This window comes from Couchioplanes caeruleus (assembly GCF_023499255.1).
Lineage (GTDB): Bacteria > Actinomycetota > Actinomycetes > Mycobacteriales > Micromonosporaceae > Actinoplanes > Actinoplanes caeruleus_A.
Window position 1 is genome coordinate 5858027 of sequence record NZ_CP092183.1, and the last position, 24680, is coordinate 5882706.

The following is a 24680-nucleotide window of genomic DNA, read 5'->3' on the forward strand; positions in this document are numbered from 1 at the left end:
CCCGCATCGCCGGAGGGGGTCCCTGCCGGTACCCCTCTGAACGGTGACTCCCTCCCGGACCGGACGCGCGCTTTGCTGGTGCATGACGATCCCCACGTGGAGGAGCCCACCATGCGTACCGCGAAACTCGGCAAGCTCGAAGTCGGCCGGATCGGCCTCGGCGCGATGGGCATGTCGCACGGCTACAGCGGCGCCGGTACCGACGACGACGAGTCGATCCGTACCATCCACCGGGCCGTCGACCTCGGTGTCACGCTCATCGACACCGCCGAGGTCTACGGGCCGTACGTGAACGAGGAACTGGTCGGCCGCGCCCTGCGGGGCCGCCGGGACTCCGTCGTGCTCGCGACCAAGTTCGGCCTGATCTCGCACACCGGACGCGGCGCGGGCCGGCCCGACAGCAGCCCCGCGAGCATCCGCACCGCCGTCGAGGGCTCGCTCGAGCGCCTCGGCACCGACCGCATCGACCTGTACTACCAGCACCGCGTCGACCCGGACACCCCGATCGAGGACACCATGGGCGCCCTCGCCGACCTCGTCCGCGAAGGCAAGATCCGCCACGTCGGGCTCTCCGAGGCCTGGGCCGGCACCATCCGGCGCGCCCACGCCGTGCACCCGGTCACCGCGCTGCAGTCGGAATACTCGATCTGGACCCGCGACCAGGACGAGCTGCTGCCCGTGCTGCGGGAGCTGGGCATCGGGCTGGTCGCGTACTCCCCGCTGGGCCGCGGCTTCCTCACCGGCGCGCTGCGCTCACCGGCCGACCTGGAGAAGCTCGACGACAGCGACTTCCGCAAGAACCACCCGCGCTTCACCGGCGAGAACTTCCAGCGCAACCTGCGCATCGCCGACCGGGTCCAGCAGATCGCGGACGGGATCGGCGCCACCCCGGCCCAGGTGGCCCTGGCCTGGGTGCTCGCCCAGGGCGGCGACGTCGTCCCCATCCCCGGCACCAGGCGCGTGAGCCGCGTCGAGGAGAACACCGCCGCCGACGCGGTCGAGCTCTCCGCCGAGCAGGTCGCCGCCCTGACCGCGCTGCCCGCGGCCGAGGGTGGCCACCACACCGACGAGCAGATGAAGCTCATCGAACGCTGACGCCCGGCCTTTCTCCAGTGGTGGCAGGCGGCGCAGCGGCAGGCCGCGCCCGGCGAGGCGGGCGCGGCCCGCGTGCCGCAAGGCTCAGCGAACGCCGCAGAGCGCGTGGTCGATCAGCTCGGTGGTGATGTCCACGGCGGGCAGTCGCACCCCCGGGTCCGGCTTGAGCGAGTCGGTGTTGATCGACACCGTGACGCTGCGGGAGCCGTCCGGCGTGACGCCGTTGCGGGTCATGAAGCCGGGGATGTCACCGCCGTGGCTCCAGTAGCCGCCGCACGAGTTGCCGGCCCACAGGATGCCCAGGCCGTACCGGGCGCCGGGCCACCGGGCCCGCAGCTCGTCGCTGGTGTCCACGGTCCGCTGCATCTCCGCCAGCTGGGCCGGCCTGAGCACCTTGCCGGTCACCAGCGCCCGCAGGAACGTGTCGGCGTCCTCCGTCGTGCTGATCATCTCTCCGGCCGGGCCGGCCAGGGACGGGTTCACCAGGGTCGCGTCGATCGGCTCGCCGTAGCGCGGATCATCCACCGTCGCGCCGGGTCCGGGGAACCGCTGATAGCCCACCGCGTGCGGGCGCGGGATCACCGCGCTGGTGCCCGGCAGGTACGTGTGACGCAGACCCAGCGGCTTGACGATCCGCCTCCGCACCTCCTGCTGCCAGGTGTGCCCGGTGACCTTCTCAATGATCATGGATGCCACGACGTAGTTGGTGTTGGAGTAGTTCCACTTCTCGCCCGGCGGGAAGTCGGCCGGGAACTGCATGGCCAGGCCGACGAGGTCGGCGCTGGTCCACGTACGCAGGCGGGCCTGCTGGAAACCCTCCGCGGTGCCCATGTCCGTCATCGCGTTGGTGTACTCGGGCAGGCCGCTGGTGTGCTGCAGCAGCTGCCGCACCGTGATCTTCCGGCCGTCGTTGCCGTTGGCCCGGATCAGGCCGGGCAGGAACCGCTCGACCTTGTCGTCCAGCGCCAGCCTGCGCTCGCCGACGAGCTGCAGCACGGTCGCCGCCACGAACGGCTTGGTGAAACTGCCGATCCGGAACTTCGCATTCCACGGCACCGGCGTACGGGCGGCGACGTTGCCGTACCCGCTGCGCACCCGCACATCGCCGCGTGCGGTGTCCACCTCCGCCAGCACACCCGGAGCGCCGTACTTTTGCAGCGCGTCCGCGTCGGCCTGCAGGGTCGCGGTGAGCCCGGGCCGGAACGCGACCGGCACCGGCCGGTCCCCGCTCCTGGCCTGAGCGACCCCGATGCCGACGACGGCGGTTCCGGCCACCGCCGCCGCGACGACGACTGTCATGAGTGATCTCTTCATGCCGGAAACGCTAGGGAAATCACCTCCGGAAAACGTCACCACAGAGTGGACAGTCGGCGGTCCCTCGCACGGGGGACCCCGCCCCTCGAGTCGGCCGCACCACCCCTGTCCGTCAGGTACGGGCATGGACACGCACCAGCGGAGCCGGGGAGGCACGTGATGCTGCTGGCGGAGGGCGTCGCGGTGATTCCCGGGCGCCGGCTCGGCAAGGGCGGCCAGGGCACGGTGTTCCAGGCCGTGTCGCATCCCGGTCAGGTGTACAAAGAGTTCAATCCCGCAACGCTGGCCGGCGATCTCGCGCTGGAACGCCGGCTGAGCGCGATGGTCGCGACCCGGCCGCCCGAACGGTACGAGCGGGTCACCGGGCACCGGGTGCTCGCCTGGCCCGAGGCGGTGGTGACCGACGGCGGGAGGTTGACCGGGTATCTGATGCCCGAGGTGGACCATGCCGGCACGGTGGAGCTGCACCGGGTCACCAATCCGAGCGATCGGCGCCACGCCACCGGGGCGAACGGCTGGGTCAAGGCCTTCAGCTGGCGATACCTCGTTCAGGCGTCCGGCAACCTGGCGCACGCCACCCATGTGTTGCACCACGCCGGGGTGGTCATCGGCGATTTCAATCTGAAGAACGTCCTGGTGTCGCAGAACGCCCTGGTGACGCTCATCGACTGCGATTCGACGCAGATCACCGACCGGTTGTCCGGCGAGCGTTTCTTCTGCCCCGTGGTGATGCCGGAATTCCAGCCGCCGGAGCTGGCCGGAGCGACCCTGCACAGCACGGTCCGCCACGCCTCCGGTGACCTGTACGCGCTGGCCGTCCACCTCTTCCAACTGCTGCTGGAGGGCGAGCACCCGTTTCGCGGGGTGTGGAAAGGCACCGGCGACAAGCCGTCCGCCATCGAGCTCGCGCGTCAGGGCATGTGGTCACTGCGGGACAGCGGTCTGCTGACGCCGCGGCCGTCGGCCGTCGATCGGGAGATCCTGCCGAAGCCGATCCTGGAACTCTTCCGCCGGGCGTTCGAGGACGGTGCCACCGATCCAAGCCTGCGTCCGTCAGCCGTCGAGTGGCGCGATGCGCTCGTGGATCTCGGGAGCCGGCTGAGGCAGTGCAGGACCGACGAGCAGCATTGGTACGCGGGAACGCTGAGTTCCTGCCCGTGGTGCGGCCGGGCGGCGAGCCGGACACAGGTGCCGTTGCCCCCGTTGCAACCCTCATCGCAATCGCAGCCGCAGCGGGTTCCACCGCCGCCACCGCCCACGTACCCGTTGCCGAATCGGCATCCCGGGCCTGCAGCGCGGTCCTCGGGCTACGGCAAGACCTTCCTGGCGATCTCAGCAGTGATCGCCGCCCTGATCTGTGGCGGTACCGCGGTCAGCGGGATCGTCTCCGGGAACGACGATCATGCGACGAACTCGACCGCGACTGACACCGGCACCGGCACCGGGATCGAGACCGGTGGCGGGAGCGATGTGAGCCCGGACGAGTCGAGCCAGGCGAGTGCGTTGCACGAGCTGCTGACATCGTCCGGTGCGGCGCGGCACAGTATCCAGCCGGCCATCGCGAACGTGAAGAAGTGCGCGGACCTCGACGGATCCGCCCGTGTCTTCGCCGCCGCCGCCGGGAACCGCTCCAGCCACCGCAGCCAGGCGGACACGCTGGACTACTCGGCGCTGGACAACGGTGAGCGGCTGCACACCGTGCTCGTCGACGCCCTGGAAGCCTCGTACCGGGCGGACATCGCGTTCCGGGACTGGGCGAACGACCTGTCCGGCGGCTGCACGAGGAACGCGGCGAGCTCGAGCTCCCTCCTGGCGGACGCCATGGACGCGTCGGCGGAGGCGCAGAGCCACAAGAAGACGTTCGTGGCGCTCTGGAACCCGATCTGCGACCGGTACGGCTGGTCGGCCATCAAGGAAACCGACGTCTGACATCCCTCGAGAGGACTGCCGCCATGATGGATTTCGCGCCGCGGGTCAAGGAGGACAACCCCGACCCTCGCATCGCCTGCACGTTGCTGCTCGACACGTCGTACTCGATGTCGGGTGCACCGATCAACGAGCTGAACGAAGGATTCGCGCTGTTCTGCGATGAGATCAAGAACGACGATCTGGCCGCGAAGCGGGCCGAGATCGCGGTGATCACCTTCGGCGGCATGGCGCGCGTCGAGATCCCGTTCACCGAGGGCCGCGATCTGCAGCCGAAGCGCCTGGTTCCCAGCGGCAACACCCCGCTCGGGAGTGCGCTCACCCTGGCGCTGAGCCAACTGGAGACCCGCAAGGCCGAGTACAAGCAGGCCGGGCTGGAGTACTACCGCCCGTGGCTGTTCGTGCTCACCGACGGCGCACCCACCGACGGCACCGAGTTCGACGCCGCCGCGCAACGGGTCCGCGCCGCCGAGGCCGCCCGCAGCCTGTCGGTCTTCGGTGTCGGCGTGGGCGACGCCGCCGACCTCGGCAGGCTCGGTCAGCTGTCGGCGACGCGTACGCCGGTGTCCCTGCGGGGTCTGAGCTTCCGCGAGTTCTTCGGCTGGCTGTCCGCGTCGCTGAGCACCGCGTCGAGCTCGCTGGCGTTCGGCACCAGCGACTCGCAGGTCGCTGCCGCGGAGAGCGCCGAGCAGATCCCGCTGCCGGCGCCGAGCGGCTGGGCCACCGTGTGAGGCCGGCCGGATGTGGAGAGCAATCGGCGCCTCGGTGCCCGGGACCTCGCACACGAGCGCGGGCCGCGGATGCGATGACTCCTCGGGGTGGCTCCACGGCGCCGGGACGGTCTGCCTGATCGCGGCCGACGGCGCCGGTTCGCGGCCGCTGTCCGCGTACGGGTCCCGGATCGCCGTCGACACGGTCCTCGAGTTCGGTGCGGCGCTGCGTGACGGGGAGGCGACCATGGACGACCCCGGGGCGTGGCTCACCGACGTGTTCACGGAGGTCCACCGGCGGATCGAGACCGTGGCGAACGGCAGCGATCACGATCCGTACGACTACGCCACCACCCTGGCGGTGGCTGTGCTGGCCGGTGAGGTCCTCGCGATCGGGCAGGTCGGCGACACCATCGCGGTGGTCGGCGGACCGGGTGGATACCGCACCGTCGGTCCGGCCGAGCAGCACGAATACGCCAACGAGACCGAGTTCGTCACCCGCGAGGACTTCGCCGCGCACCTGCGCCTCGACACCGTGGAGGCCGAGGGGATCGACGAGATCTTCCTGTCGACCGACGGGCTCCGCTACAAGATCCTCGACGACCTGCGCGAATCGGTGCCCTACGAGCCGTTCTTCGCCGACCTCGCGGCGTATGCCCGCAGCGCCGGCGCCACCCCCGACGCGGTCGCCCGGTTCCTCGAGGCGGTGGACGACCAGACCGGTGACGACCTGACCGTCGTCGCCGCCGTACGGATGCAGGAGCCGGCGGCCGGAAGCTGACAAACGACACGACCGCTACGTGAGGAGTGAAGTCATCATGGACGACGATGTCACCCGGCCCGCGGGTCAGCGCCGCTCCCCGCTCGTGCGCATCGGTGGGGCGCTCGCCGCTGCCGCGCTCGTCGGGGGAGTCTCCTTCGTGATCCAGAACCCGGACGTGCTGCACCGCGTGACGAAGGGCGGCTTCCGCGTCGGTGACTGCGTCCAGGTCGGGCCCGGCTCACACGGCTCCGAGATGAACGAGGCCGACTGCGGCACGGCCGGGAGCTCGCTGGTCACCGGTGACCTGGTGTACCGGGTCGACGAGGTGAAGAAGGGCAAGGACGCGTTCTGCCCCGGCGGCGGCTTCGATCACCTGACGTTCTCGAACGAGCCCGAGAACCGGACCTACTGCCTCACCGCCCGGTGACACAGCGGGAAGGAGCCCACCCGGCGCGGGTGGGCTCCCTCTTCGGTTCGCTCACTGGTGCACGACGATCGGATCGCCGAAGACCGCGTACGTGTCGTTCTGCTCGTTGGTCTTGGCGTCCCGGCTGGAGCAGGTCATCCGGAGGCCGACGACGCCGGTCAGCTTGAGGCTCAGCTTCGCCGGATGGCCGACGGAGACCTCGGCGGGCTTGGACAGCAGGCGGTGCCCGTCCTGGTCGTAGAAGAGGATCTCCACGATCTTGCCGAACGCGTCCTCCGTGGAGTCGTCGATTCCGGCGGTCGCGCTGAAGCTGACGTTGCCGGCCACGTTCCACTGCATGTGCGAGTTCGTCGGGGTGTCGCAGTAGAACTGGATCCCCCGCGAGTACCGGTTCCCGCTCAGGCTGACCGGCTTGGCGTCGTAGCCACCGTCGGTCGGGTCGGCGCTGTCCAGGTACTCGGTCGACCCGGGAGCCGGCGTGGGGAAGTCGCCCTCGTCCGTACCCGATGTGTCGGTCGGCTCCACCGCCTCGGCCGGCTCGCTCGGATCGGTCGTCTCGCTGGGTTCGATCGTCTCGCTCGGCTCGGTCGTTTCGCTCACCGTCGGTTCGACCGTCTCGACGAGCGGCGTGCCGGTGGGCGTCGGGGCCGCCGTCGGAGCCGCCTCGGACGGCTCGCCGGCCAGGACCCGTACGCCGGTGAACGCTCCGGTCCCGACGGCGACCACCGCCACGCCGACCAGGAGGATCAGCCACTGGCGCAGCTGCAGCAGGTGCAACGGGCCCGACTCGCGCATGCCGTACTGCATGGCGTTCCGGCGGCTGCGCCGGTGCCGCGCTGTGATGTGTGCGGCCAGGAGCGCCAGGACGAACGCCGTCACGACGCAGCCGACCAGCAGCGGCACCGCCGTCCGGTCCCGTCCGGAATAGAGGAGGTACAGCACCGGCCCGGCGATGGCCGCGGCCAGCAGCATCAGGAAGACGAAGGACGCGGCCCTCTGGGATTTGTTCGCGGTACTCACAATCTTCTCCCCTGGGAGCGAAGGGCTGACGGCAGTACCTGACGGACGGCTCACCGGCCGTGGTGCGTGAAGGGCGCCCAGGCGGCCGGGTCGGCGAGGTCGGGAGAGTCCGCGTCGAGGGGAGCCAGCTCGGGCGGAACCTCCCGCCGCGGGTCGATCATCCAGAGGTACGCGGCCCGCAGCGCGTCGCGGTCGTTCAGCCCGCCGGCGCTGCGGTACCGGTGGAACATGACCATCAGGCACACCGTGGCGTGGTCGGACACGGGCCGGCGTGATCCGACGACGCTGACCGCGCCCGCGGCGAGGACCGCGGTGGCGAGGGTGAGGGCCTCGTCGTGCGCTGACGGGGTGAGGTCCGTCGAACAGGCCGACAGCACCACGAGACCACCCGGCCGGTCGGGCGGCCGGTCCCGGGCCGCGGACAGGATCGTGGTCACCGGCAGATCGGGTGCCAGCACGAGCCGGGACAGGTCCGGCGAGGCGCCGGTGACGGCGTGGCAGGCCAAGTGCAGCACGGCGTCGCCGGCCAGCGATCGGAGCACGTCCTCGGCGGTGCTGATCACGGCCGCACCGGGGAAGGGGCCGGCGCGGAGCAACTCCACCTCGACCGGCGCCCACCGCAGGTCACCGGTGGGGTCGCCGAGCAGAGAGACCGGGCCCGTCGTGCGCCGTGGCCGGTGCGCGACCGTGCTGAGCTGGCGGGCCGAGGCCGCGTACGAGATCGCGAACGGGCGGCAGGCGTACCTGCCTCGGGATCGGGCGGCGTGCCAGGGGATGCGCCCGAGTGGACCCCAGGGCACGAGGACGAGGCGGTGCGGGCGGTCCGCGGCCGGCTCGCCCAGGTGGCCCAGGAGCGGGGCGATCACTGCCGGCCAGGCCCAGTCGCCCATCGCTGCCCACCGCTCGGCGACGGATCGGGCGACCGGAGTCAGGTCCCGGTCCGGGACGGAGTCCGTCACCGGCTCGGGGCCGGGCAGGGTGTCCCACCGCAGCTCGGGGGCCGACAGACAGCGTGGATCTCCCTCGGCCGGCACGACGACCAGGCGGCCGGGCCGGTCGCCGGGGCCGGCGAGCAGGTAGACCAGGGCGTCCGAGTCGACCGTGCGCACCGCGGCGGCGATCTCCTCCCGGCCCGGCACCGCGACCAGCCGGCCGGCAACACCGGAGTCGCTCAGGGCGGCGAGGACCCTCGGCCGCAGGTCGGACGGAACGGTGGTGAGCGTGGCGGCGATCATCTCGGCGGTGGTGGCCGGGATCGGCGCGGGCGGGGCCGCCGCCCACTCCTCGGCCAAGGCCACGTGCCCCGCCGAGCGCAGCAGCTCGAGCACGGTAGCGCCGGTCGTAGCGCTGTGCAGGGTCAGTCCCCGCCCGAGCTCGAGCGCCTCGATCGCGGGATCGAGCCGGTCGTCGTCGACGCACCACTCAGCCACCTCGACGGCGAGCGTGGCGGCATGCCGGGCGGCGTCGAGCGCGTGGGGGGTGCCGCTCTGGAGCAGGACGTCATTCCCGTACGCCCGCAGCGCGTCCAGTCCACATTCCACCGCCTCGTCGAGCCGCCCCTCCCGGCGGTACGCGCCAGCGAGCTCGGCATGCACCTGAGCCGCCAGTGGATGCGCCGCCTGACCGGCAGACAATTCCCGCCGTACCCGTTCGAGCCCGTCGATGGCGGTACGCGGGTCGTCGGCAAGCCGGCTGATCGCGGCGAGGGCGGCGAGTGCGATCCGGTCCGGCGAGGGCACGGCCGGGTCGGCGGCGATCTCGTCGAGCTGCCGTGTCGCCGCCGCCCGCAGAGCCGCGTCGCCGCCGCCGAGCGATCCGTCGAGCAGATCCCCCAGTGCCGCCGCCGCGCGCAGGGCCGGCCGGCCCGACTCCTCGACGGCCAGGTCGCCGCCTGCTCTGCGAAGCAGGCCGATGCCCGTCCGCAGATCGTCCGGACGCCGAGCCGCCCCGCCGCGAGCCAGGTACGCCAGCCCGAGCGCCACGTCGAACCGGGAACGCCACGGATATCCGGCGTCCAACCCGGCCAGCGCGCTCTCGAACCCGTCGATCACCTCGTCCAGTCCGGCGACGTCGAGGTGCTGGACCGCGAGGGACGTACGCGACATCAGCCGCGCCAGCTCGATCACCCTGCGATCGTGGTCGCCGGTCGCCGCCGCGCCCGCCTGCTCCAGCAACCGCCCGGCGGCTTCGGCGTCCTCGCGCACGCCCCGCCGCAGGTGCCGGTCGTTGAGCAGCACCCCGAGCATGCCGGCGATGACCGGCCGCAGGTCGTCGCCCTCCGGGACGGCGGCCAGCGCGGCCTGCAGATCGGCGGCGGCGGCGCGCAGGTCGTCTGCGGGCCGGTCCGCGAACCGCGCTCGCAGGATCAGCGTCATCGCCCGCAGGAAACGGTCCTTACCCGCCTGGACCGGGTCGGGCGGGGCCGCGTCGACGATCTCCCCGGCCAGCCGGACGGCCTGGGAGATGCGCTCCGGATCTCCCGTGTACGCCGTGGCCGACAGCAGCGTCCCGGCGAGCCGGCGCACCGTCGCGCCGTGATCCGGGTCCGCGCCGCCCAGCTGCGCGATGGTGTCGCCGACCACGTCGGCGAGGCCGGCCAGATGGTTCGGGAGATCGGCGACGTGGCCGCGTTCGGCGATCATCGCCCCCGTTTCGGCGAGGATGAACGAGCGCAGCCTGTGCCCCGGCGGCAACTGTCGTAGGACCTCGGCGTGGGCGGCGTCGAGGCGGGCGGGTGTGGAGGGCTCGACGTGCGCGCGCATCACATCGAGCAGGGCACCCTGCGTGCCACCGAGGGCAGCCATCGACCCGCTCAGCGACGCGACGGCCGCGATCATCCCCGCCAGATCTCGCGCGCCCAGCACCCGCATGGCGGCGATCAGCGCTTCGGCGTACTGCCGCACCTCCGCATCGGGAGGTTCGTGGGCGACGATCCAGCGCAGGTGCCCGAGCCCGCGGTCCCGGTCGGCCAGGCGGCCGGGGTCGTTCAGCTCACCCCGCATCATCGCCATGCCGAGGGCGACGCCGGCGCTGCCGTCCGTGTCGCCGCCGACCGGGATCGGCATCGCCCGGAAGAACAGCAGCATGCCGAGACCGGCGTGGGTCACGGTCGGGTCCTCGTGAGGCACGGTGAGCGACTCGTCCAGCAGGACGATCGCCTCGTCCCGGTCGGCCGTCGTCCCGCCCTCCCGGAAGTACGAGCGGGCGAGGCGCCGCCCCAGGGCTCCGGCCAGCAGCGCCGCCTCCGGGCTGCCCGGGGGCGCCGCGGCGTACCGCGTTCGCAGGTTGTCGATCGTCTCGTCGGTCATGCGTCGCGTCTCCGCTCAGGTGGGGGCCCTCCCTGCCCCGGAACTGACGGACGCGCGGATCAAAGCGGGTGCACCGGCCGGCTGCCGGCCCTAGATTGCGTCGGATGGACCTTTCCCAGCTCGGCACGCCGATCGGTGCCATGGTCCGGGTGCACGGCGGGTACGCCAACCGGATGTACCGGCTCGACACCGACCGGGGGTCGTTCGCGGTCAAGGAGGTGAACCTCCTCGATCGCCGCTCGGCCTACCATGCCGCGGACGTGTTCCGTTTCGAGCGGGCCGCCTTCGCCGCCGGCGTTCCGATGCCCGAGCCGATCTCGGCCGGGCCGGGTGTGCTCGTCCACCGGTGGGTCGAGGGCGAGAAGCTGCCCGAGGCGCCGGTGTCGCCGGCGTACGCGTTCGAGGTCGGTGAGATCCTCGCGCGCATCCATGCGCTCGACGTCGCGTGGCCGCACGGGCCGGCGGAGGAGCCGGTGTCGTGGGACTGGCCGGAGCTCGCCGAACGGGCCGCGGTCACCGGGCAGCCGTGGGCCGGCGAGCTCGCCTCGCAGGTCGGGACGTTTCTCGCGATCTCCCGCTTCGTCGAGACCTGCGAGCGCCCGGGGCCGGTGGTGCTGACCCACCGCGACGTCCAGCCGTGGAATCTGCTCTCCCGGGAGGGCCGGCCGGTGGTGCTCGACTGGGAGCTGTCGGGGCTGCTCGACCTCTCCGGTGAGCTCGGCTCGACCGCGCTGAGCCTCGCGAAGGGACCGGGCTTCGACGACATCCGGCCCGCCATCTTCCGTACGGTCCTCGACGGCTACGCCGCGGGCGGCGGAACCCTGCCGCCGTGGGGGCCGAACTGGTTCGTGTTCCTGGTCGGCGGCTGGCTGGGGCACACGAGATGGAATCTCCTGCGCTGCCTCGCCGGTGTCGACGCCGGCGCCGGCCCCGGCCTCGCGCTGTCACACGAGGCCGTGCTCAACGGCGTGCGCGGGCTCCCCGAGTTGTTCAGCCGACTTCCGGAGCTGCAAGACCTGAGCGGCTGAGGAAGCTCACTCCGGTGAGTTCTTCGGAGACGGCCCACAGCCGCTGCTGGACGGCGACCTCGTACGAGTCCGGGCTGGAGGTGACCAGCCGCGGGTGACCCTTGACCTCGAAGCGTCCGCCGGGACCGTAGTACTGGCCGCCCAGCGCGGCGGGGTCGGTGGCGGCGCGCAGGGACGGCAGGGCGCCCATCGCCGGCGTCTGGGTGATCAGCGGCGCGAGCCAGGTGAGCGGGAGCCGCAGAGCAGCCGGCGTGTAGCGGGCGAGTTCGGTGCTGGAGACGCCGGGGTGCGCGGCCATCGCGACGGTGGTGCCGTGCGGGGCGAGTCGGCGCTGCAGCTCGTACGTGAACATCAGGTTGGCCAGCTTGGACTGACCGTACGCGCCGACCCGGCTGTACGACCGCTCCCACTGCAGGTCATCGAAGTGGATCGCGGCCCGGATGCGGTGCCCGGTGCTGCTGACCGTCACCACGCGCGAGCCGGTCACCGGCAGCATCAGGTCGAGCAGCAGCCCGGTGAGCGCGAAGTGTCCGAGGTGGTTGGTGCCGAACTGCAGCTCGAAGCCGTCCCGCGTGGTCTGCTTCGGCGTGTACATCACGCCGGCGTTGTTGATCAGCAGGTCGATGCGGCCGAGACGGGACCGCAGCGCCGCCGCCGCGGCACGGACGGAGTCGAGCGAGGTCAGGTCCAGCGCCTGCACGGTGACGTCGCCCGCGATGCCGGCCGCGGCCCGGGCGCCCTTCTCGACGTCGCGGACGGCGAGCACCACGGCGGCTCCCCGTTCGGCGAGCGCCTTGGCCGTCTCGTACCCCAGCCCGGTGTTGGCGCCGGTCACCACGGCCACCCGCCCATGCTGGTCCGGAATGCTCGCCGTCGTCCAGTTCTCGGTCATGCCCGGCTCCCCATTTAACGTACCGAAGGTATCTTGTGCCGTCGACGTTAAAGTACTCCCGGTACGATGTCAACGTACCGGAGGTACGTAAGTTAGGCTGGCGGGCGTGACATTCCAGCGCGCGCGAACCGAGGAGCAGCGGGAGATCCGTCGGCGGGCCATCCTCGACACGGCGGCGGCGATGCTCGACGAGATGCCCGTGGCCGCGGTGACCCTGAACGAGCTCAGCCGCCGCGCGGGCCTGGCGAAGCCGAACGTGCTGCGCTACTTCGAGTCCCGCGAGGCGGTGCTGCTCGAACTGCTGGACCGCTTCCTGCGGGAGTGGCTGACCGAACTCGCGGGCGACATGGCCGCCGGCATCGACGACAACCACCCGATGGCCGACCGAGCCGCAGCGGTGGCCGGCATCCTCAGCCGTTCCCTGGCGAGCCGGACGGTGCTGTGCGACCTCTTCGGCGCCCAGGGCAGCGTGCTGGAACACAACGTCTCGGTCGAGGTCGTCGCCCGCTACAAACGCGCGTCGCTGAACCGCCTGACCACCATGACCGCGCTGATCCAGGAACACCTGCCGGAGCTCGGCGACAACGCCACCCTGTTCAGCCTGCAGACCATGGTGATGGCGGGCGCGCTGTCGGCGTACAGCACTCCCCCACCGAGCCTGCAGGCGGCGTACGCGGCGGAACCGGACCTGGCCCGTTTCCACCTGGAGCTGAAGGAATCGCTGGAGCTGGCCCTGAGAGCCACCCTCCTGGGCGTACTCCCCCGCGACTGACCTGCAGCGCTGCGCGGATCGGCCGGCGTTAGGCTGCTCCCGTGCCGGCCGTGATCGAAGTCGTCTCCCTGATCGACGCCGCCCCCGCCGCCGTCTTCGACCTGGAGCTCGACGTCGACGTGCATGCCGACTCCCTGGCCGGGAGCCGGGAAACGGCGACCACGGCCACCGGCCGCCGGCGGCTCGTTCTCGGCGACGAGGTCACGTTCCGGGCCCGGCATTTCGGCCTTCGCTGGCGGATGACGAGCCGGATCTCGGCGTACGAGCGTCCGTATCGTTTCGTGGACGAACAGACGCGGGGACCGTTCCGCGCCATGCGTCACGAGCACCGTTTCGAGGATCTCGGGGACGGGCGTACCCGGATGACCGACCGTATGACGATCCGCGCGCCGTTCGGGCCGGTGGGTGCGGTGGTGGCGCGGGCGGTGCTCGCGCCGTACCTGAAACGGCTGCTGAAGCGGCGCGCGGCGCATGTCAAGCGTCTCGCGGAGACGGCCGGCCGCGGCCGGTGAGCAGGGTACCGGCGGGCTCAGCCGGCGGGCTCAGCCGGCGGGCTCAGCCGGCGGGCTCAGCCGGCGAAGGGGCGGACCGGCTTTCCCGTGACGCCGACGTCCGCGCGGAACAATGCCCCGGCCAGCGGGTCCTCGCGGGTGTCGATGTTCTCCTGCGACGTGGTGATGAACAGCTGGTCGAGGCGTTCGCCGCCGAAGGTGCAGGCGGTCACCTTGCGGGCCGGCACCTCGAGCTTGTCCTCGAGCACCCCGCCGGGGCCGTACCGGTAGACGGCGCCGCCGTTGGAGACCGCGGTCCACACGCCGCCGTCCGCGTCGACGGTCAGGCCGTCCGGACGGCCGCCGTCCGGTAGCTCCGCGAACGTCCGCCGGTGGGTGAGCCCGGTCGCCGGGTCGTAGTCGAACACCGAGATGGCCGATGTCGCCGTGTCGTTGTAGTAGGCCCGGCTTCCGTCGGGGCTCCACTCCAGACCGTTGGAGACCGTCACGCCGTCGAGCACCACCTGGACGGAGCCGTCCGGGTCGAGCCGGTAGACCGACGCCGCCCCGGGCGTCTGGTCGTAGGCCATCGACCCGCAGTAGAAGCGGCCGTCCGGGTCGCAGCCGCCCTCGTTCATCCGTACGCCGGGATCACTCCACAGCGGCGGCAACGTCGTCACGGTCCCGTCCGGCGCCTCGAGGGCGAAGCCGCGCTCCACCCCGATCACCGCGCCGCCGCCCCGTCGCGGGCGGACCGCCGCGGCGACGGACGCGACGTGACGGCGCTCGACAGAGCCGCCGGGGCCCAGCGTCATGATGTCGCCGGCCAGCATGTCCACGAACCGCAGCCCGCCCCAGCCCGGATACCACACCGGGCCCTCACCGTGGTAGACGATCGGGTCGGTCACCTGCTCGACGCGCATGCCGGTCCTCCTGACCTCGGACGACGTCCCGTACCGATTATGCCGGTGGATCGGACGACCGGAGGTCTGCGGGGATTCCCCGGTCCCGCGCGTGCCTCGAACGGGCGGTTGCCGACCGTCGGCAACCCCGGGGACCCACCATGGCCGCTGCCCACCGTAGTCGGACGGTGACACATCGGCGACGCTTGACGTGACCGAAACGCCGTCGAGCACGGGCCGCACCGCAGCCCGGGAAGGACACCGACATGACTTGCCAGGCCGACGTCGCGACGCGCGACGGGACCGCCGGGACCGGCGCGCCGCGGGGCCGGGCCGCCGGGATCAGCCGCGAGGTTGCCGGGGTGCTGCGCCGCCGGCTGTGGATCCACCCCGAGCAGGTGCAGGCCCACACGATCGGCGGCACGGTGGTGCTCACCGGTGACGTGGGCCGACGGTCCACCGCCGCCATCGCCGGCCGCCTCGCCGCCGCCGTGCCCGGGGTGACCGCCGTCGTCGACGACCTGCGGTACGAGTTCGACGACACCGAGCTGGTCCGCTCGAAGGTGCACCGCACCCACCCGTTCAGCGCCGACCCGTTCCCGCCCGGGCACCGGAGCGGCCCCCGGCGCCGGCGCTTCTTTGCCGATCGTCGGCAACGAGCAGGCGCGTAATTGACCGGCCGCAGCCCCTGCCGGTCGGCGCGCCGTGAGCGACCATCAAAGGTCCGACCTTCTGGGAAGCGAGGGAAACCGGCATGGGCGTGACATCGATGCCGCGCACGGCGTCCCGCGGCCGGGCAGTCGCGGCGGCAGTGGCCGTCGACCTGGGCAGCCGCACCGCGGGCGTGTGGGCGGCGCACCGCGGCACCGTCAGCGGGCCGTGCGGCGATCCGTCCGCCCCGGCCGGCACGCTGGTACGCCGGGGCCGCGTCGTGGACGTCGACGGCTGCGTCGACGTGCTCACCCAGCTCGTGCGCCGCTACCCCCAGCCGGTTCCGGCCGGCGCGGTGATCGTGGCATGCCGGCCGGTGCTGGCTTCCGAGGCGGACCAGGCGGCGACCCGCCAGGTGCTCGACACCGTGTTCGCGCCGGCCCGGATCATGTTCGTCGACGCGGTCCGCGCCGCCGCGATCGGCTCGGGCGCGGCCGCGGGCACCCTGCTCGTCGTCGACGTCGGCGCCGAGCTGACCGAGGTCGCGTTGCTCAGCGACGGCCGGGTCGTCGCCGCACGCCGGTCCGAGATCGGCACCCGGGACCTCAGCCGGGGCGCCACCGTCGAGCTGCTCGGCGACGCCGTCGTCGGCCACGTCGACGAGCTGCGTACCGGCGCCGACGCTTCTCACGTGCTGACCGCGATGGCGCGCGGCCTGCTGCTGGTGGGTGACGGCGCCCTGCATCCGGCGCTCGCCTCCACCGTGTCGGGCGCGTTGCGCGTACGCGTGCACCGCGCCGCCGCCCCTCGCACCGCGGCGCTCAACGGCGCCGGTCTGGCCGCGATGTCGCTGGCCCGTCACCCCGTGGGCGGCTGATCCGCCGCACCTCACCGCGAAGCTCATCGACCGGAGGCATCATGACCAGCACGTTGCACCGTCCGGCCCCACTGTCGCCCGAGCCGATGGAGTTGCTGCGGAGCATGCTCGAGGAGGACTTCGCGGTGCAGACCGCGCGGCTGACGCAGCTCACCGTGTACGCCCGCATGCCCGGGCACGGCGGCTACGACGCGCACGCCCTCGAGCTGCTCACCGCCGCCGCCCGGCAGCGCATCGCCGACACGGCCGCCGCCCTGCGCCGCATGGCCGAGGGAACGTACGGCGTCTGCGGCGCCTGCGAGCGGCCGATCCCGCTGGGCCGGCTGCGCAGCGTGCCCTCCGCGAGCCTCTGCGGCGCCTGCGAGCAGTCCTCCTGATCGCGCCGGGCCGGCCGGTCAGCGCGCAGGCGACCCGTCGTCCGTACGCTGCTCGCGCAGCTCGTCGACGATGAGCAGGTCGGCGCGCGCCTGCCCGGCCCGGTAGACCGCCCGGCCCACCATGTGCGCGGCGACCGGCGCGGTGACCAGCTGGAAGACGCCGACCAGGACCAGCGTCGTGACGTCGATGACGTTGTGCAGCCGTACCGCCGCGCCCGCGAGGATCAGCAGCAGCCCGAGCACCTGGGGCTTGGTCGCCGCGTGCATGCGGGACAGCAGGTCGGGGAAGCGCAGCAGGCCGACGCCGGCCGCGAGGCTGAGCACCGCGCCCGAGACGAGGCAGGCGCCGGCCACGATGTCCGCGAGGGTCTGCACGCTCATCGCCGGCTCCGCGGGGAGAACCGGGCGACGGTGACCGAGCCGATGAAGCCCAGGACGGACAGCACGACCAGGACGGGCAGCGATGTCGCGTCGCGGGTGAAGGCGGCCTCGGCGGCGATCGCGCACACCACGATGGCGAGCAGCACGTCGACGGCGACGATGCGGTCCAGCGTGGTCGGCCCGCGGACGATGCGGACCAGCACGAGCGACACGGCCGCGAACAGCAGCGCGGACACGGTGATGCCGACGACGGTCATGAGTGTTCCCTTCTGCGGACCGGGACCGGACCGTCGAGCATCGCGATCTCGGCCTCGGAGCCGATGGCGCGGACGATACGGGCCTCGGTGGCGTACACCTCGCGGCGGAAGCGTTCGACGGCGTCGCGGTCGGCCACCCCGATGACGTGGATGTAGAGCGTGGTGGACGCCTGGTCGGTGTCCACGATCAGGCTGCCGGGCACCAGCGACACGGCTTCCCCGGTCAGCGTCAGCACCAGATCGGACGGCACCCGCAACGGCACCCGGATGATGGCGCTGCGCGGCTGGTGGCCGAGGCGGAACGCCAGCACGACCAGCTGCCCGCTGGCCCGGACGAGGTCGCTGACGAACCGTACGGCGAAGCGCAGCAGCCCGAGCGGGTGCGGACGCCCGGCGAACGTGACCGGCGGGAGCGGGAAGACCTTCAGCACGACGGCCGCGACGACGATCCCGCTCGCCAGGTTGGCCCAGGAGAAGACGCCCCAGAGCAGCATCCACACGGCGACGAGCACGACGGCGGCGACGATCCGGTCGCGCCACCGGGCACGCGGCACCGCGGAGGAACCGGTGGTCATGGCACCTCCCCGAAGACGGCGTGGACGTACGGCTGCCGCTCGCGCAGCTCCGTGGCGGCCCGGCTGGTGAGGTCGAACAGCGGACCGGACACCACGGTCAGCCCGGTGCCCAGCACGACGAGGGCCAGCGTGGCGCCCACCATCATCCGGGGCAACGCCCGGCCGGCCCGCGCGCCGCCGTCCGCGGGCATCGAGGCGTGCGGGGTCCGCCAGAAGGCGAGGTTCCACACGCGGCCGATGGCGTAGAGGGTCAGCAGGCTGGTGACCACGCTCCCGGCGACGAGGACCCAGGCCAGCGTGCCACCGGCGTCCACCCCGGCCTGCAGCAGTCCGAGCTTGCCCAGGAACCCGGAGAACGGCGGGATGCCGGCGAGGTTCAGGGCGGGCACGAAGAACAGCACCCCGAGCACCGGTGCCAGCCGGGCGAGGCCGCCGAGGCGGTCCAGCGTCGTGGTGCCGCCCCGGCGCTCGATGAGCCCCGCGGCGAGGAACAGCGTGGTCTGCACGACGATGTGGTGCACGACGTAGAAGATCGCCCCGGACAGCCCGGCGCTGGAGGCGAGCCCGATGCCGAACAGCATGTACCCGATGTGGCTGACCAGCGTGAAGGACAGCAGACGCTTGATGTCGGACTGCGCCACCGCGCCGAGAATGCCGACGATCATCGTCAGCAGCGCGGCGACCAGCAGCACGCCGCCGGCCGGGCCGTCCGGGAACAGCAGGGTCTGGGTACGGATGATCGCGTACACGCCGACCTTGGTGAGCAGCCCGGCGAAGACCGCCGTGACGGGCGCGATGGCCGTGGGATAGCTGTCGGGCAGCCACGCCGACAGCGGGAAGACGGCCGCCTTGATGCCGAAGGCGAGCAGCAGCATGCTCTGCAGCCCCAGCTGGAGGCTGTCGGGCAGCGCGTCCAGCCGGCCGGCGAGCTGCGCCAGGTTCAGCGTGCCGGTGGCCGCGTAGATCAGCCCGATGGCGGTCAGGAAGATCAGCGACGACAGCAGGCTGACCACGACGTACGTCGTACCGGTGCGGATGCGGCTGCGGGTGGCGCCGATCGTGATGAGCACGTAGCTGGCGGCGAGCAGGATCTCGAAGCCGACGTAGAGGTTGAACAGGTCGCCGGCGAGGAACGCGTTGGTGACGCCGGCGGTGAGGATCAGGTACGCCGGGTGGTAGACCGCCACGGGTACGGCGTCGTCGCCGTCGGCCATGCCCTGCCCGATCGAGTACACCAGCACGCAGAGCGTCACCGCGGCGGACACCACCAGCATCAGCGCGGCGAGCCGGTCGGCGACGAGCACGATGCCCAGCGGCGCCGCCCAGCCGCCGACGGCGACGGTCAGCGGGGCTCCGGTGGCGGTGGATGCCAGCAGGAGGACCGCGACCACCAGCGTCGCGGACAGGACCAGCACGCTCACCGCGCGTTGCAGCACCGGGCGCCGGCGCAGCAGCAGCGTCACCGCGGCGCCGAGCAGCGGCATGATCACCGGGAGCGGGACGAGCCAGGTCATCGCGGCCCCCCGTCCCGCGACAGCTCGGGGGTGTCGGCGGTGTCGGCGGTGTCCTCGTCCTCCAGGCCCTCGTCGCGCTCCGCGCGCCGCATGATGCGCCGGTCCTCCACGTCGTCCTGCACGTTGTCGTGCCCGGTCAGCAGCCAGCTGCGGTACGCCATCGCGAGCAGGAACGCGGTCATGCCGAGCGTGATGACGATCGCGGTGAGGATCATGGCCTGGGTCAGCGGGTCGCCCATCTTCGGCTCCGGGGTGACGCCGACGATGGGCGGGCCGCCGTACGCGCCGCCGAGCAGGATGAGCAGGTTCACCCCGTTGCCCAGCATCGTGATGCCGAGGATGACCCGGGTCAGGTTGCGTTCCAGCAGCAGCGTGACACCGGCGGCGAACAGCACCCCGACGACGACCACCAGCACCAGGTTGGGACTCATGCCGCACCTGCCTTCGGTGTGCCCTTCCGGCCGTCACGGTCACGGCCGCCCGCGGCGAACGCTCGCCGCAGCTCGGTGCAGTGGGTCATACCAGCTCCTTCTCCCGGCGGGCCGTCTCCTCGGCGCGCTGGACCTGCTCGTGGCGGTCGACCTCCGCGCCGAGGCTGCGCAGGATGTTCAGCACCACGCCGATGACGACGAGGTACACGCCGACGTCGAAGACCATCGACGTGACGAAGTGGACGTGGCCCAGCAGCGGCAGATGCCAGTCCAGCAGCGTGCTCTGCAGCACCTGGCCACCGCCGATCAGGCCGGCGAGGCCGGTGCCGAGCGCGATGAACAGCCCGGCGCCCATCACCGCGCCGGCGTCCACCGGCGCGGCCACCGCCAGCTCGTGCCGGCCGCCGGCCAGGTAGCGCAGCACCAGGGCCAGCCCGACGACGAGCCCACCGGCGAAACCGCCGCCGGGAGCGTTGTGACCGGCGAACAGCAGGTAGATCGAGAACAGCACGATCGTGTGGAACACCAGCCGGGTGACCACCTCGAGGATGGGCGAGCGCAGGCCGGCGTCGAGCGTGTGCCCGGCCATCAGCCACACCTGCCCGCGCGGCGGCGTGGGCAGCGGCGGGCGCCGGCCGCTGTGCAGCAGGCGCCCCGATCCGCCGAACACGAGCCCGGCGACGCCGATCGCGGCCACCAGCAGCACCGAGATCTCGCCCATCGTGTCCCAGGCCCGGATGTCGACCAGCGTCACGTTGACCACGTTGCGCCCGCCGCCGTACGACACGGCCGGCTCGGGGAAGCCGGTGGAGATCGCGACGGCCTGCCGGCCCGCGGTCGCCGCGTACGCCAGGCCGGAGATCACCGTGCCCACCGCGATCCCGATGGCCACCCGCACCCGGCGGCTGGCGACCAGCGGGCGGATCGAGAAGTGCCCGGGCAGCCGGCGCAGCACCAGCACGAACATGACCATCGTGCACGTCTCGACGAGCAGCTGGGTCAGGGCGAGGTCGGGGGCGCCGTGCAGGATGAACAGGATCGCCGTGGCGTACCCGGTCACGCCGACCAGGACCACCGCGGCCAGCCGGCGGCGCGCCCGGGTCGCGAACACGGCGGCGACGATGAGGACCGCCGCGGGCACCACCTGCAGGGCGTTGTCCCACAGCCGGAACCCGCCGGGCAGCGGCCAGGCGGCCAGCAGGGCACCGCCGCCGAGCAGGACCAGGACCAGCAGGATCGTGCCGAGGTAGATCGGCAGGGAACCACGCTGGGTGGCGCCGGTGACCTCGATGGCGAGCCGGCCCAGCCCGTCGGTGGCCCGCTCGTAGCTGCCGGCCCCGTCGACGGGCAGCCGCACCCGCCGCCACCAGCGCGTCCGCATCGTCATCGCGAACAGCGCCGCGCCGCAGGCCAGGACCAGCGCGGACAGGGCCAGCCCGGGTGTCACCCCGTGCCACAGCGCGAGGTGGTAGTGGCCGGCGTCGGGATAGGTGTCGGCGTAGCCGGCGAGGAGCCGGTCGAGCGCGGGCGCGAACAGCCCGGCCGCGAGCCCGGCCGCGGCCAGCAGCGCCGCCGGTCCCAGGAACGACCAGGAGACCCGATGGACCGTACGCGGCTCGACGGCGGGCTTGTCGAAGAAGGCGCCCCACAGGAACCGCACCGTGTACGCGACCGTCAGCATCGACCCGGCGACGACCGCGGCGAGGACCGTCCACTCCCACCAGCCGCCGGAGAGGAACGCGTCGATGATGGCTTCCTTGCCGACGAACCCGGCCAGCGGCGGTACCCCGGCCATCGAGAGCGCGGCGAGCAGGGCCACCACCCACACCGCGGGCGCGGACCGTCGCAGACCGCTGAGCTCGCGCAGGTTCCGGGTGCCGGCGGCGTGGTCGATGATGCCGACCACGAAGAACAGCGCGGCCTTGAACATGGCGTGCGCCAGCAGCATCATGGCGCCGGCCAGCGCCGCGTCGCGGAACCCCGCGCCGAGCGCGACGACCAGCAGGCCCAGCTGGCTGACCGTCCCGTACGCGAGCAGCAGCTTCAGATCATGCTGACGCAGCGCGGTCCACCCGCCGAACAGCATGGTGACCGCGCCCGTGGCCAGCACGACCGGCCGCCACGGCCCGGCGTCGGCCAGCGCGGGCCCGAGCAGCCCGACGAGGAACACGCCGGCCTTGACCATCGCGGCGGCGTGCAGGTACGCGCTGACCGGCGTCGGGGCGGCCATCGCCGCGGGCAGCCAGAAGCTGAACGGGAAGATCGCCGACTTGGACAGCGCGCCGAGCAGCAGCAGGATCACGGCGACGGCCAGGTAGCCGCCGCCGGGCAGGTCGGACACCACCTGCGACCAGCGGTAGCTGCCGGCGTGCTCGCCGAGCATGATGATGCCCACGAGCATCGCCAACCCGCCCAGCGTGGTGACGATCAGCGCCTGCAGGGCGGCGCGCCGGCTCGCCCGGGCGGCCGCGTCGTGCCCGATCAGCAGGTACGAGAAGACGGTGGTCAGTTCCCAGAAGACGTACAGCACGATGAGGTTGTCGGAGACGACGAGGCCGAGCATCGCACCGGCGAAGCCGACGAACACCCCGGCGAAGCGGGCGAGCCCCGGCTCACCGGCGTCGAAGTACCGGGCGCAGTAGATCAGCGCGAGCGCCCCCACACCGCCGACGAGCAGCACCATCAGCCAGGACAGTGAGGTCATCCGCAGGGCCACGTCGAGGCCGAGCTGCCCGGCCCACGGGTACGTCTCGGCCACAGCGTGCCCGTCGCGCATGGCCGCCGTGTGGGTGAGGGCCCATACCAGCGCGGCGCCCGGCACGGCCGCCAGCACGTAGAAGGCTCGAAGCTTGAGCAGGCGTACGAGCCCGGGGGCCGCGACGGCCGCGGCCAGGTGAGCGGTCAGCAGGATCAGCACACGGAGTCCCCCTCTGCCCGGCGACGGCGCCCGGTGCGGCTGACGTACCCGCGCATCCCGGTGGGCAACCCGCCGGCCGCGGCGGCGATGTCTCGAATTCGATCAGCGTGGCACAGAGCGGTCGACGAGGACCGGCGCGCCGAGCAGTTCCGCGACGGTTCTCGCCTCACTCTCCGTCAGCGCGGCGGTGTGCAGGGCGCTGTCCGGCTCCTGGGGGTCGTAGATGACGAGGTCACGACGCCCGTCGCGGTGCTGCACGACGCCGAGGCGTTGCCGTGCGGCGGTGGAGAAGGCGTACGCGACTCCCACCATCGGCAGCGCGGTGCGTTCGACGTGCGTGACAGGCGCGGTCAGGACGGGCTCAGCCGCGCTCCAGGGCGCGCCGGGCCTGCGGGGCGTGGGCGTCGGCGACCTCGACGGCGTACTGCCGGGCGCGCAGCGCGGTGGTGCTCGTGAAGTCGCGGCGCCCGTCGGTGGCCCAGTGGGTGAGGAAGCCGAGGGCGGCGCCGGCGGCCGCACCCGTGAGCAGGCCGCTGACCAGGGTGATCAGCCACCCGACGGGCAGGAACAGGCCGAGCACCAGACCGGTGAGCATGCCGAGCCAGGCGCCGAGCGCCGCGCCGAACAGGGTCGCGCGGCCGCCGGTGAAGCGGCCCATCACCTGCTCGACGCTGTGCAGCCCGGTGCCGACGATGCGGACCCGTTCGACCGGGAACCGGGCGTCGGAGAGCCGGTCCACCATCCGTTCGGCCTCGGCATACGTCGTGAACTCGCCCAGGCGGTGTACGTCCGTGCGATCCGTGCCGTGCTGCAGGGTCGCCGTGGCGCTCATGTCCGTCACTCCCCTCGAATAGTTGGTACAACCAAACCATACCCCACATAGTTGGTTGGTGCAAACCAACGGACAGCGTAGGGTGTGCCCCGTGCACGATGACGACACCTCCCCGGCCGGGCAGATCCACGCCGCCTTCACCCGGCTGATGCGCTGGGCGCAACGCGGCGACGTGCGCCGGTTGCTGATGGGCAGCGCCGCGGAGGAGCTGTCCATGCACGACATCACGCTGCTGCGCGCGATCAGCACCCACGGGCCGGTCCGCGGCTCCGACCTCGCCACCTGGCAGGGCGTCGACAAATCGACCGTCACGCCGCAGGTGCGGCGCCTCGAGGACCGCGGCCTCGTCACCCGCGAGGGCGACCCGGGCGACCGGCGCGCGGCGCTGCTCACCGTCACCGACCAGGGCCGGCGCAGGCTGCGGGAGACGGACGACAGCGGCGTGGTGCTGTTCGAACGGGCCCTTGACGGCTGGTCCGACGACGACCGGCGCGTGCTGGCGGAGCTGATGACGAGGCTTGCCGGCGAGCTGGCCCTGGTGCCGGCCGCGAGCGTGCTGCACACCCGCCGGCGCGCCTGACTCCTTGCCGGGCACCGGCAAGACCCCGGCGCGGGATCGACCGGCCGGGACTCTGGCCGCCACCCCTGCTGCTGAGCCATTGTGGTGATGTCACAACAACCAACGTGGAGGTGGCCCCATGCAGCAGCAGACCGTACGCACCCTCATGACCAACCAGGTGCTCACCGTGCCCACCGGTGCCACGCCCGCCGAGGTGGTCGCGATGCTCACCGCCCATGACGTCAGCGCACTGGGCGTCGTGGACGAGTACGACGTGGTGATCGGCGTGCTCACCCGTACCGACGTGCTCGACGCGCTGACGTGGCACGAGGAGCGACCCCGGAGCCGCCTGCCGTGGCGGCGCCGCGAGGGGCGCGGTCTGGGCTGGAGCCGTGCGACCGCCCGCGAGATGATGAGCGCACCGCCGGTGACGATCGGGCCCGCGGCGACCCCCGCGGAGGCCGCCGAGCTCATGCACACCGCCGGAGTGAATCGGCTGCTGGTGACCGACCACCGCCGCCGGCTCGTGGGCATCATCGCCGCCGCCGACCTGCTCCGGGTCCTCGGCCGCTCCGGCGAGCCCGTCGCGGCGGGGACGCACGTTTGACCGGCGCGGACGCCGGACACATCAGGGGCATGGCTGTGACCAGCGAGGTGCCCG

The 24680-nt window shown here is 72.5% G+C and carries 26 protein-coding genes; 13 read left to right on the forward strand and 13 right to left on the reverse strand.

Going from position 1 to position 24680, the window contains the following annotated elements; genetic code table 11:
• Nucleotides 1-111: 111 nt before the first annotated feature.
• Nucleotides 112-1095: an aldo/keto reductase gene (locus COUCH_RS27120; protein ID WP_249608038.1), complete on the forward strand. Its 984-nt coding sequence runs from the start codon at nt 112-114 to the stop codon at nt 1093-1095.
• Nucleotides 1096-1179: 84 nt separating this feature from the next.
• Here COUCH_RS27120 and COUCH_RS27125 read toward each other — a convergent pair whose 3' ends face one another.
• A complete protein-coding gene (locus tag COUCH_RS27125) occupies nt 1180-2409 on the reverse strand; it encodes a serine hydrolase domain-containing protein (protein ID WP_249608039.1) in 1230 nt (409 codons plus the stop codon).
• Between the two features lie 159 nt (nt 2410-2568).
• Between COUCH_RS27125 and COUCH_RS27130 the strand changes: the two genes are divergently transcribed.
• From COUCH_RS27130 to COUCH_RS27145, 4 genes are read left to right on the forward strand one after another with little or no spacing between them, the layout of a single operon-like run.
• A complete protein-coding gene (locus tag COUCH_RS27130; RefSeq protein ID WP_249608040.1) occupies nt 2569-4338 on the forward strand; it encodes a hypothetical protein in 1770 nt (589 codons plus the stop codon).
• 23 nt (nt 4339-4361) lie between these two features.
• Nucleotides 4362-5066, forward strand: a complete 705-nt coding sequence (locus tag COUCH_RS27135) for a vWA domain-containing protein (RefSeq protein WP_249608041.1) — start codon at nt 4362-4364, stop codon at nt 5064-5066.
• A gap of 10 nt (nt 5067-5076) precedes the next feature.
• Nucleotides 5077-5826 carry a PP2C family serine/threonine-protein phosphatase gene (locus COUCH_RS27140; protein WP_249608042.1) on the forward strand — a complete coding sequence of 250 codons (750 nt, stop codon included), beginning with the start codon at nt 5077-5079 and terminating at the stop codon, nt 5824-5826.
• 37 nt (nt 5827-5863) lie between these two features.
• A complete protein-coding gene (locus tag COUCH_RS27145) occupies nt 5864-6235 on the forward strand; it encodes a hypothetical protein (protein WP_249608043.1) in 372 nt (123 codons plus the stop codon).
• A gap of 51 nt (nt 6236-6286) precedes the next feature.
• Here the strand turns inward: COUCH_RS27145 and COUCH_RS27150 are convergent, their stop codons facing one another.
• Together COUCH_RS27150 and COUCH_RS27155 are read right to left on the reverse strand one after the other, a co-directional pair.
• Nucleotides 6287-7255, reverse strand: coding sequence for an NPCBM/NEW2 domain-containing protein (locus COUCH_RS27150; protein WP_249608044.1), 969 nt, complete (start codon nt 7253-7255; stop codon nt 6287-6289).
• A 50-nt stretch (nt 7256-7305) separates the two neighbouring features.
• A complete protein-coding gene (locus tag COUCH_RS27155; RefSeq protein ID WP_249608045.1) occupies nt 7306-10563 on the reverse strand; it encodes a CHAT domain-containing protein in 3258 nt (1085 codons plus the stop codon).
• Nucleotides 10564-10667: 104 nt separating this feature from the next.
• Here COUCH_RS27155 and COUCH_RS27160 point away from each other — a divergent pair, with 104 nt between their 5' ends.
• Nucleotides 10668-11591: a phosphotransferase family protein gene (locus COUCH_RS27160; RefSeq protein WP_249608046.1), complete on the forward strand. Its 924-nt coding sequence runs from the start codon at nt 10668-10670 to the stop codon at nt 11589-11591.
• Here the strand turns inward: COUCH_RS27160 and COUCH_RS27165 are convergent.
• A complete protein-coding gene (locus COUCH_RS27165; RefSeq protein WP_249608047.1) occupies nt 11554-12483 on the reverse strand; it encodes an SDR family NAD(P)-dependent oxidoreductase in 930 nt (309 codons plus the stop codon). The two genes, COUCH_RS27160 and COUCH_RS27165, sit on opposite strands and share 38 nt — an antisense overlap.
• A 106-nt stretch (nt 12484-12589) precedes the next feature.
• Here COUCH_RS27165 and COUCH_RS27170 point away from each other — a divergent pair, with 106 nt between their 5' ends.
• On the forward strand, nt 12590-13255 hold the full coding sequence (locus COUCH_RS27170) for a TetR/AcrR family transcriptional regulator (RefSeq protein WP_249608048.1): 666 nt from the start codon (nt 12590-12592) through the stop codon (nt 13253-13255).
• Nucleotides 13256-13296: 41 nt separating this feature from the next.
• Nucleotides 13297-13767, forward strand: a complete 471-nt coding sequence (locus tag COUCH_RS27175) for an SRPBCC family protein (RefSeq protein ID WP_249608049.1) — start codon at nt 13297-13299, stop codon at nt 13765-13767.
• A gap of 56 nt (nt 13768-13823) precedes the next feature.
• Here COUCH_RS27175 and COUCH_RS27180 read toward each other — a convergent pair whose 3' ends face one another.
• Entirely contained in the window at nt 13824-14669 is an 846-nt protein-coding gene (locus COUCH_RS27180; protein ID WP_249608050.1) for an SMP-30/gluconolactonase/LRE family protein, read from the reverse strand.
• 245 nt (nt 14670-14914) lie between these two features.
• Here COUCH_RS27180 and COUCH_RS27185 point away from each other — a divergent pair, with 245 nt between their 5' ends.
• The 3 genes from COUCH_RS27185 (at nt 14915) to COUCH_RS27195 (ending at nt 16553) form a co-directional block, all read left to right on the forward strand.
• Nucleotides 14915-15319 (forward strand): BON domain-containing protein, encoded by a 405-nt coding sequence (locus COUCH_RS27185; protein ID WP_249608051.1) that lies wholly within the window; start codon nt 14915-14917, stop codon nt 15317-15319.
• 83 nt (nt 15320-15402) lie between these two features.
• Nucleotides 15403-16176, forward strand: coding sequence for a rod shape-determining protein (locus tag COUCH_RS27190; RefSeq protein ID WP_249608052.1), 774 nt, complete (start codon nt 15403-15405; stop codon nt 16174-16176).
• A 41-nt stretch (nt 16177-16217) separates the two neighbouring features.
• The gene (locus COUCH_RS27195; RefSeq protein ID WP_249608053.1) at nt 16218-16553 is read left to right on the forward strand and encodes a TraR/DksA family transcriptional regulator; all 336 of its coding nucleotides are present in this window, start codon (nt 16218-16220) and stop codon (nt 16551-16553) included.
• A gap of 18 nt (nt 16554-16571) precedes the next feature.
• Here COUCH_RS27195 and mnhG read toward each other — a convergent pair whose 3' ends face one another.
• The 8 genes from mnhG to COUCH_RS27235 all read right to left on the reverse strand — a co-directional run bounded on the left by mnhG (nt 16572) and on the right by COUCH_RS27235 (nt 23460).
• On the reverse strand, nt 16572-16934 hold the full coding sequence (gene mnhG, locus COUCH_RS27200; RefSeq protein WP_249608054.1) for a monovalent cation/H(+) antiporter subunit G: 363 nt from the start codon (nt 16932-16934) through the stop codon (nt 16572-16574).
• Nucleotides 16931-17191 carry a monovalent cation/H+ antiporter complex subunit F gene (locus tag COUCH_RS27205; protein WP_249608055.1) on the reverse strand — a complete coding sequence of 87 codons (261 nt, stop codon included), beginning with the start codon at nt 17189-17191 and terminating at the stop codon, nt 16931-16933. Before COUCH_RS27205 ends, mnhG begins: the two co-directional genes overlap by 4 nt.
• Nucleotides 17188-17766: a Na+/H+ antiporter subunit E gene (locus tag COUCH_RS27210; RefSeq protein WP_249608056.1), complete on the reverse strand. Its 579-nt coding sequence runs from the start codon at nt 17764-17766 to the stop codon at nt 17188-17190. Before COUCH_RS27210 ends, COUCH_RS27205 begins: the two co-directional genes overlap by 4 nt.
• Entirely contained in the window at nt 17763-19280 is a 1518-nt protein-coding gene (locus COUCH_RS27215; RefSeq protein WP_249608057.1) for a Na+/H+ antiporter subunit D, read from the reverse strand. The genes COUCH_RS27210 and COUCH_RS27215 overlap by 4 nt, the downstream gene beginning before the upstream one ends.
• Nucleotides 19277-19711, reverse strand: coding sequence for a Na(+)/H(+) antiporter subunit C (locus tag COUCH_RS27220; RefSeq protein WP_249608058.1), 435 nt, complete (start codon nt 19709-19711; stop codon nt 19277-19279). Before COUCH_RS27220 ends, COUCH_RS27215 begins: the two co-directional genes overlap by 4 nt.
• A gap of 85 nt (nt 19712-19796) precedes the next feature.
• Nucleotides 19797-22628, reverse strand: coding sequence for a Na+/H+ antiporter subunit A (locus tag COUCH_RS27225; RefSeq protein WP_249608059.1), 2832 nt, complete (start codon nt 22626-22628; stop codon nt 19797-19799).
• Between the two features lie 102 nt (nt 22629-22730).
• Nucleotides 22731-22940, reverse strand: a complete 210-nt coding sequence (locus COUCH_RS27230; RefSeq protein WP_249608060.1) for a potassium transporter TrkA — start codon at nt 22938-22940, stop codon at nt 22731-22733.
• A gap of 49 nt (nt 22941-22989) precedes the next feature.
• Complete coding sequence (locus COUCH_RS27235; RefSeq protein WP_249608061.1) at nt 22990-23460, reverse strand: general stress protein; 471 nt, start codon at nt 23458-23460, stop codon at nt 22990-22992.
• A gap of 91 nt (nt 23461-23551) precedes the next feature.
• Here COUCH_RS27235 and COUCH_RS27240 point away from each other — a divergent pair, with 91 nt between their 5' ends.
• Together COUCH_RS27240 and COUCH_RS27245 are read left to right on the forward strand one after the other, a co-directional pair.
• The gene (locus COUCH_RS27240) at nt 23552-24040 is read left to right on the forward strand and encodes a MarR family winged helix-turn-helix transcriptional regulator (protein ID WP_249608062.1); all 489 of its coding nucleotides are present in this window, start codon (nt 23552-23554) and stop codon (nt 24038-24040) included.
• A 118-nt stretch (nt 24041-24158) separates the two neighbouring features.
• Complete coding sequence (locus tag COUCH_RS27245; RefSeq protein ID WP_249608063.1) at nt 24159-24626, forward strand: CBS domain-containing protein; 468 nt, start codon at nt 24159-24161, stop codon at nt 24624-24626.
• Nucleotides 24627-24680: the final 54 nt, after the last annotated feature.